Raw genomic sequence first — 5,530 nt, 5'->3', positions numbered from 1 at the left:
CTTCGCAGCCCTAATATCCTGATGAATCAGGTTCCCGTGCGCAATCCTGTTGCCTCTTGGCGGTCTGCTATCCCAGTCTTACAACTGGCTCATCGGGCGTAAACTTTCCTCCAGTCCGGGGGTAGGTTTTTATGTCTTATACTGACCGATTAATACTATCATGGCAGACCCAAGTCTGCAACTGCATTTCATCCCCGGACTAAAGTCACGGGGTTTTCATGCTATTTTCTTATAAGCAGGAATAAAATGATTAGTCATCAATCTCAATCGACGCAGCCCGTCGCACCACACAACGACGATAGCGTTGCGCTGCTGCAAGCAAATCGTGTTGCAGTTTTGCTTGCAGGGTATGGCGAAGTGGAATCTTACCGGGATCTCAGTAGTTATAACCAAGCTGCAACTAAATACATTGCAGCTCAGTTTGTGTCAATTCCAGAGTGGCTATATCCTCTTGCTGGTTGGCTGCTCACACTTCAAGATTTGTACAATTTTGGAGTCAAGCACAATCGTTTCATGTCGCCTGAAAATGATATTTTTGAAAAACAACGTCTTGGGATCGAAGAAAAGTTAAAAGACCGCTGGGGAAGTCAGGTACAAGTGTTCAAAGGCTTTTATTTCTGCCAACCCTTTGTGCAAGAAGTTATGGCAGATATCATTCAGAAAGGCTTTCAGAATTTGCTGATTTATCCTTTGCTGGTGGTCGATTCTGCATTCACGAGCAAAATAGCTGTAGAGCAAGTCAATGAAGTTATTGCAGCAACCGCATCTCTGAATGAGCCTCAACATTCGATCTTCAAGGCAATTCGATATATTCCATCCTTTGCGACTGAACCTGCCTATATTGCTCTGCTGGTCCGTCAGATTAAGGAGGCTCTGAATCAGCGAGACGGAAGTCGCTTTTTTGAGTCTCAGATTGGCATTATATTAACGGTTCACGGTGGTCCAGAAAAAGCGCAAGGACTGTTAACTGGGGTGATTGATGGACAAATCCTTTACGATCGCGTGCAAGCGGAGTTGCAGCATGAATATCCGCTCGTATCGATCGGTTGGATAAATCATGACACACCGTTCGTCAATTGGTCGCAGCCCGATTTGAACCAAGCGGCGAAAAGCCTAATCGGATCGGGTGCCCAAACTATTCTATTTAAACCACTCGGCTGGGCAACTGAGAATTATGAAACCATTCTTGATGTGGATGATGCGATCGCATCTTTGCAGCCTCAATACTGTAAGTTTAGCGATTTTTCTGAGCATTGCGATCGACTTATTTGGCGATGGCTTAATGATTGGCACCAGTCTGACGATCTCGCCTCATCTAGGGGTGGTGCTGGCATCGGCGAGAGTTGTGGCTCATATTCCAGAAGGATTTGTGACTAATGCAGCGTTTAAGAGTCAGAAGATTCCGCGAACAGAGCGACTTTTGTTACTTGCCGCATTTATTATTCCTGTTTGGCTGGGCGCGACGCTAGGTTATTGGGGATTGCGCGGACAAGCTGATTTGCTCAAACTCATTGTGCTGGCTTTTACAACAGGTGCTTTGATGGTGGCGATCGCTGAAGAAATTATTCCTGAAGCCCATCAAACTCAAGATACAAACTGGTCTACCTTGACGTTTATCGGAAGTTTTGCACTTTCAATGTTGTTCTCCACTTATCTTGAATAGTCGAGCAACCGTATCTGGTTTACAACACTCTAGTTCCCATCGACTTGCTCAAAACTAGACCGATCGCAGATTAAATCAGGTATGTTTTTTAGGATCGATCTTCTTCAGGAGGCAATTGCCAGAATCAAATAAAATTATCCACAAAATTTATGAAAGAAAAGGCATTCTTAGCAAAAGGACATAGTGATGCCAACTGCAACAAACTTTAAAGACTACTATGCCATCCTGGGAGTAAGCAAAACTGCAACTCCTGAAGAAATTAAACGGGCTTACCGCAAGCTTGCCCGTAAATGCCATCCTGACCTCAATCCTGGAGATAAAGACGCAGAAGCAAAATTCAAAGATCTCAATCAAGCAAATGAGGTACTCTCCGATCCAGAAACGCGACAAAAGTACGATCGGTTTGGTCAGCACTGGAAGCAGCCCGGATACAGTGAAGCGCCAACCCCCAGAGGAACTAACGTTTCGGCGGACGACTTCGATCGGTACGACAACTTTGATTCATTTATCAACGATCTGCTAGGTCGATCGGGACGTAGAACCTCTACTGGTCATGCTCCGACGGGTGGCTTTGATTTTGGTGACGGATTTCGTTCTCAAGCGCCCGCACCGGATACCGAAGCCGCGATCGCACTCACATTTTCCGAAGCGTTTCACGGTGTCCAAAAACGGCTGATTCTTGGTGCAGTTGCTCTCGACGGAAACCGCCAAGACCGCACTAAACCGCAACTCTATGACGAAACTATCGATGTCCGCATTCCCCCAGGCGCAAAACCAGGCAGTCGAATTCGGCTCAAAGGGAAAGGTAGTCCTAGTCCGTTCTCTCAACAGCGCGGCGATTTGTATCTAACAATCGAGATGTTGGCGCATCCCTTCTTCCGATTTGAAGGCAATGACCTCGTTTGTGATGTGCCAATTCGCCCCGATGAAGCGGTTTTAGGGGCGAAAATCAGCGTGCCAACTCCCGATGGCAGTGTGACGATGAAAGTTCCCAAAGGAGTACGCTCGGGGCAATCCCTAAGACTGCGCGGCAAAGGCTGGACATTGCAAAAAGGGGGACGGGGTGACTTGTTCGCCAAACTTCAGATAGTCACGCCAAAAGACCTCAGTCCGATCGAGCAAGAATGCTACGAAAAAATCCAGGCACATACCAGCTTTAACCCGCGTGTCCAGTTAGAGGAGATTAAATTATGAGCTTCAGCCTTTCAAAAACTGTGGTTTCATCCGAAGGTGAGCAACTCTACACCTTTGAATATGCCGCATTGGTGACTGAGACTTCGATTACGCTTGTGAAGATTTATGCTGAGTTAGGGGTAATCGAGCCGATCGGCTCAATGCTGCATCCCCGCGAGATTGCTCGAATTGTTCAGATTAAACGATTGCGTCAAGACTTGGGACTAAACTTAGTCGGAGCCGCAATGGTACTAGATATGGCTCAGGAAATTGCCCAATTGCGTGTACAGCTAAAAGTGTATCAGTTTAAATGCGTAGCAGCTTAACTAGTTCCAAAATCAAAAAATTGAATGGGATAACAATGAAAAACAATCAGAATAATGAAACTAATTTTGAGCGACAACAAGAACTGCAACATGATGAAGAGGCTTTCCGACTACATCAAGAGGAGAAACGCCTGGGCACGGCTAAACGAAGTACTACCTTTGTTTGGATAGTTAATAGCATCTTCTGGCTGTCAGGAATGCTGGAAATACTACTGGGAATGAGGTTTGTGCTGCGTTTGTTTGGTGCTAATTCCCAAAATGAATTTGCTCAGTTGATTAATCATCTATCTGAACCTTTTATGGCTCCATTTTCTACCTTATTCATTAGTCCTACTTCAGGGAGTGGGGCAAACATATTTGATTTCAATATTGCGATCGCGATCGTAGCCTATTCTCTCCTGAGTTATCTTGTGGTTTCGCTGGTCAGATTCATCTTTTATCATCAAGCCTTCGAGAAGTAGTAAAATGGTGGTAAAATTGGAGTAGATACCCACTAATTGAGTCGGAAGTTGCTTGATTATTTGAGCAAGTTAAAAGCCTAGATCGCTTATACGTTATTTGGTTTAAGAAATTATGGATCTCCAACTATCAGATCGGGTGGCATTGGTGAGCGGTTCAACCGCCGGAATTGGACTAGCTATCGCCACGACACTTGCCCAGGAAGGAGCAACTGTCATTGTCAATGGCAGAACCCAAGAGCGCGTAAACCATGCCCGCGATCGCATTCAGCAAAGTGTCCCCAATGCCAAACTTCAGGGAATTGCCGCCGATTTGGGAACGCCAGCAGGAGTTGAATTGTTGTTTCAACAAGTGCCAGAAGTTAACATTTTGGTCAACAACTTGGGAATTTATGGCTCCAAAGCATTTGAAGATATCTCCGATGAGGAGTGGATGAATATTCTGGAAGTAAACGTTATGAGCGGTGTACGGCTCTCACGTCATTACTTACCGCTGATGCTAAAGAAAGATTGGGGACGAATTATTTTTATCTCTAGTGAATCTGCCTTGAATATTCCCGCCGAAATGATTCACTATGGCGTTACCAAGACTGCACAAGTAGCATTGAGTCGTGGTTTAGCTGAAACAACCGCAGGCAGTCGTGTCACAGTAAATACAGTATTGCCAGGACCAACCCGTTCCGAAGGCGTGGAAATTTTTATCGAGGGACTTGCCAAGGATCAAAATATTTCAGCCGAACAAGTTGAGAAGGAATTTTTTACTAAGACTCGTCCATCTTCACTGATTCAGCGATTTGCTTCAACCTCTGAAGTTGCTGCATTAGTTGCATTTATTGCTAGTCCTTTAGCCTCTGCAATTAATGGTGCCGCCCTGCGAGTAGAGGGTGGATTAGTGCGCTCGATTATTTAATAACAGGACTTACGCAACTGGCACATTTACTGTTGGAGGCTTTGCGTAAGTCCTGTTTTTCAAGTAAATCGATCGTTAGTCGTTCAGAATCTTTTTGTCTATCACCTCTCCAGAGGTATCAAGCTCATACACAATTGGCACACCCGTTGACAATTCTAGCGCGGTTACTTCATCTGGACTTAAACGATCTAGTCTCATAATAATGGAACGGAGAGAGTTACCATGTGCGGCAATCAAGACGTTATCGCCTTGTAGAAGATGGGGCAGAATGCGGCTATTGAAATAAGCAACCACCCGCTTTTGCGTATCTTCTAAACTTTCTCCACCGGGTGGTCGGACACTATAAGATCTTCGCCACTCATTCACCTTTTCTCTCCCGTACTTTTCAGCGGTGTCAGCTTTGTTTAAGCCCTGTAATTCGCCATAAAACCGCTCATCAAGGGCAGCATTTGTGAAAATAGGCAGTTCTTCAGCCGGGTTCCCATCATAGTTATTCCAGCCGTGCCAATCCTGGTCAGATTCTTTATGCTTAATAATTGGAATTTTGCCTCCGCAGATGTCATCGCGTTCGGTTAGACAAATCGTCGCTGTCTCAATCGCCCGGATTAATTTACTGGTAAAACAGACATTCACCCGATAACCGCTGAGGCGACAAGATGCAATTGTCGCCTCAGCGCGACCACGTTCGCTCAGGGGCACATCTACCCATCCTGTAAATTTGTTGAGCGCATTCCAAAGGCTTTGTCCGTGACGAATCAAAATGAGTTGAGCCATTATTATCTTGCCGTTATTCGTAATTCACAACCTGGATGCCGCGATGTTTAACTGCTCTAAGTTTACCTCGGTTCTTCGAAAAGCTATCTGGACTGTTGTTAACTTAGATTATCAGTAAATCGATCTGACCGAGCAAAGAGCTAGTCAGAACAAACGGTCGAGGCTGGGTAGAAGGGAGCATCCCAATGAAGGCAAAGATACTTGTTTTTGCCCCCCTTTTCACCCC

7 protein-coding genes are annotated in these 5,530 nt (G+C 45.4%); 6 read left to right on the top strand and 1 reads right to left on the bottom strand.

Annotation, left to right across the window (positions count from 1 at the left end; all coding sequences use genetic code 11):
• Positions 1-246 precede the first annotated feature (246 nt).
• The 6 genes from NJ959_RS25000 to NJ959_RS24975 all read left to right on the top strand — a co-directional run bounded on the left by NJ959_RS25000 (position 247) and on the right by NJ959_RS24975 (position 4,530).
• Entirely contained in the window at positions 247-1,377 is a 1,131-nt protein-coding gene (locus NJ959_RS25000) for a ferrochelatase (RefSeq protein WP_254014467.1), read from the top strand.
• Entirely contained in the window at positions 1,370-1,663 is a 294-nt protein-coding gene (locus NJ959_RS24995) for a ZIP family metal transporter (protein ID WP_254014466.1), read from the top strand. Before NJ959_RS25000 ends, NJ959_RS24995 begins: the two co-directional genes overlap by 8 nt.
• Before the next feature lie 186 nt (positions 1,664-1,849).
• On the top strand, positions 1,850-2,857 hold the full coding sequence (locus NJ959_RS24990; RefSeq protein WP_254014465.1) for a DnaJ C-terminal domain-containing protein: 1,008 nt from the start codon (positions 1,850-1,852) through the stop codon (positions 2,855-2,857).
• Entirely contained in the window at positions 2,854-3,162 is a 309-nt protein-coding gene (locus NJ959_RS24985; RefSeq protein WP_254014464.1) for a chaperone modulator CbpM, read from the top strand. Before NJ959_RS24990 ends, NJ959_RS24985 begins: the two co-directional genes overlap by 4 nt.
• A gap of 35 nt (positions 3,163-3,197) precedes the next feature.
• Positions 3,198-3,623, top strand: a complete 426-nt coding sequence (locus tag NJ959_RS24980; protein WP_254014463.1) for a YggT family protein — start codon at positions 3,198-3,200, stop codon at positions 3,621-3,623.
• Between the two features lie 112 nt (positions 3,624-3,735).
• On the top strand, positions 3,736-4,530 hold the full coding sequence (locus tag NJ959_RS24975) for an SDR family NAD(P)-dependent oxidoreductase (RefSeq protein ID WP_254014462.1): 795 nt from the start codon (positions 3,736-3,738) through the stop codon (positions 4,528-4,530).
• 75 nt (positions 4,531-4,605) lie between these two features.
• Here the strand turns inward: NJ959_RS24975 and NJ959_RS24970 are convergent, their stop codons facing one another.
• The gene (locus tag NJ959_RS24970; protein ID WP_254014461.1) at positions 4,606-5,304 is read right to left on the bottom strand and encodes a 2,3-bisphosphoglycerate-dependent phosphoglycerate mutase; all 699 of its coding nucleotides are present in this window, start codon (positions 5,302-5,304) and stop codon (positions 4,606-4,608) included.
• Positions 5,305-5,530: the final 226 nt, after the last annotated feature.

The sequence above is a fragment of the Limnofasciculus baicalensis BBK-W-15 genome (assembly GCF_024178385.1).
In the GTDB taxonomy this organism is placed as follows: domain Bacteria; phylum Cyanobacteriota; class Cyanobacteriia; order Cyanobacteriales; family Coleofasciculaceae; genus Limnofasciculus; species Limnofasciculus baicalensis.
Note: the sequence above shows the minus strand (reverse complement) of the source record. Positions and strands in the feature narration are given on the sequence as shown.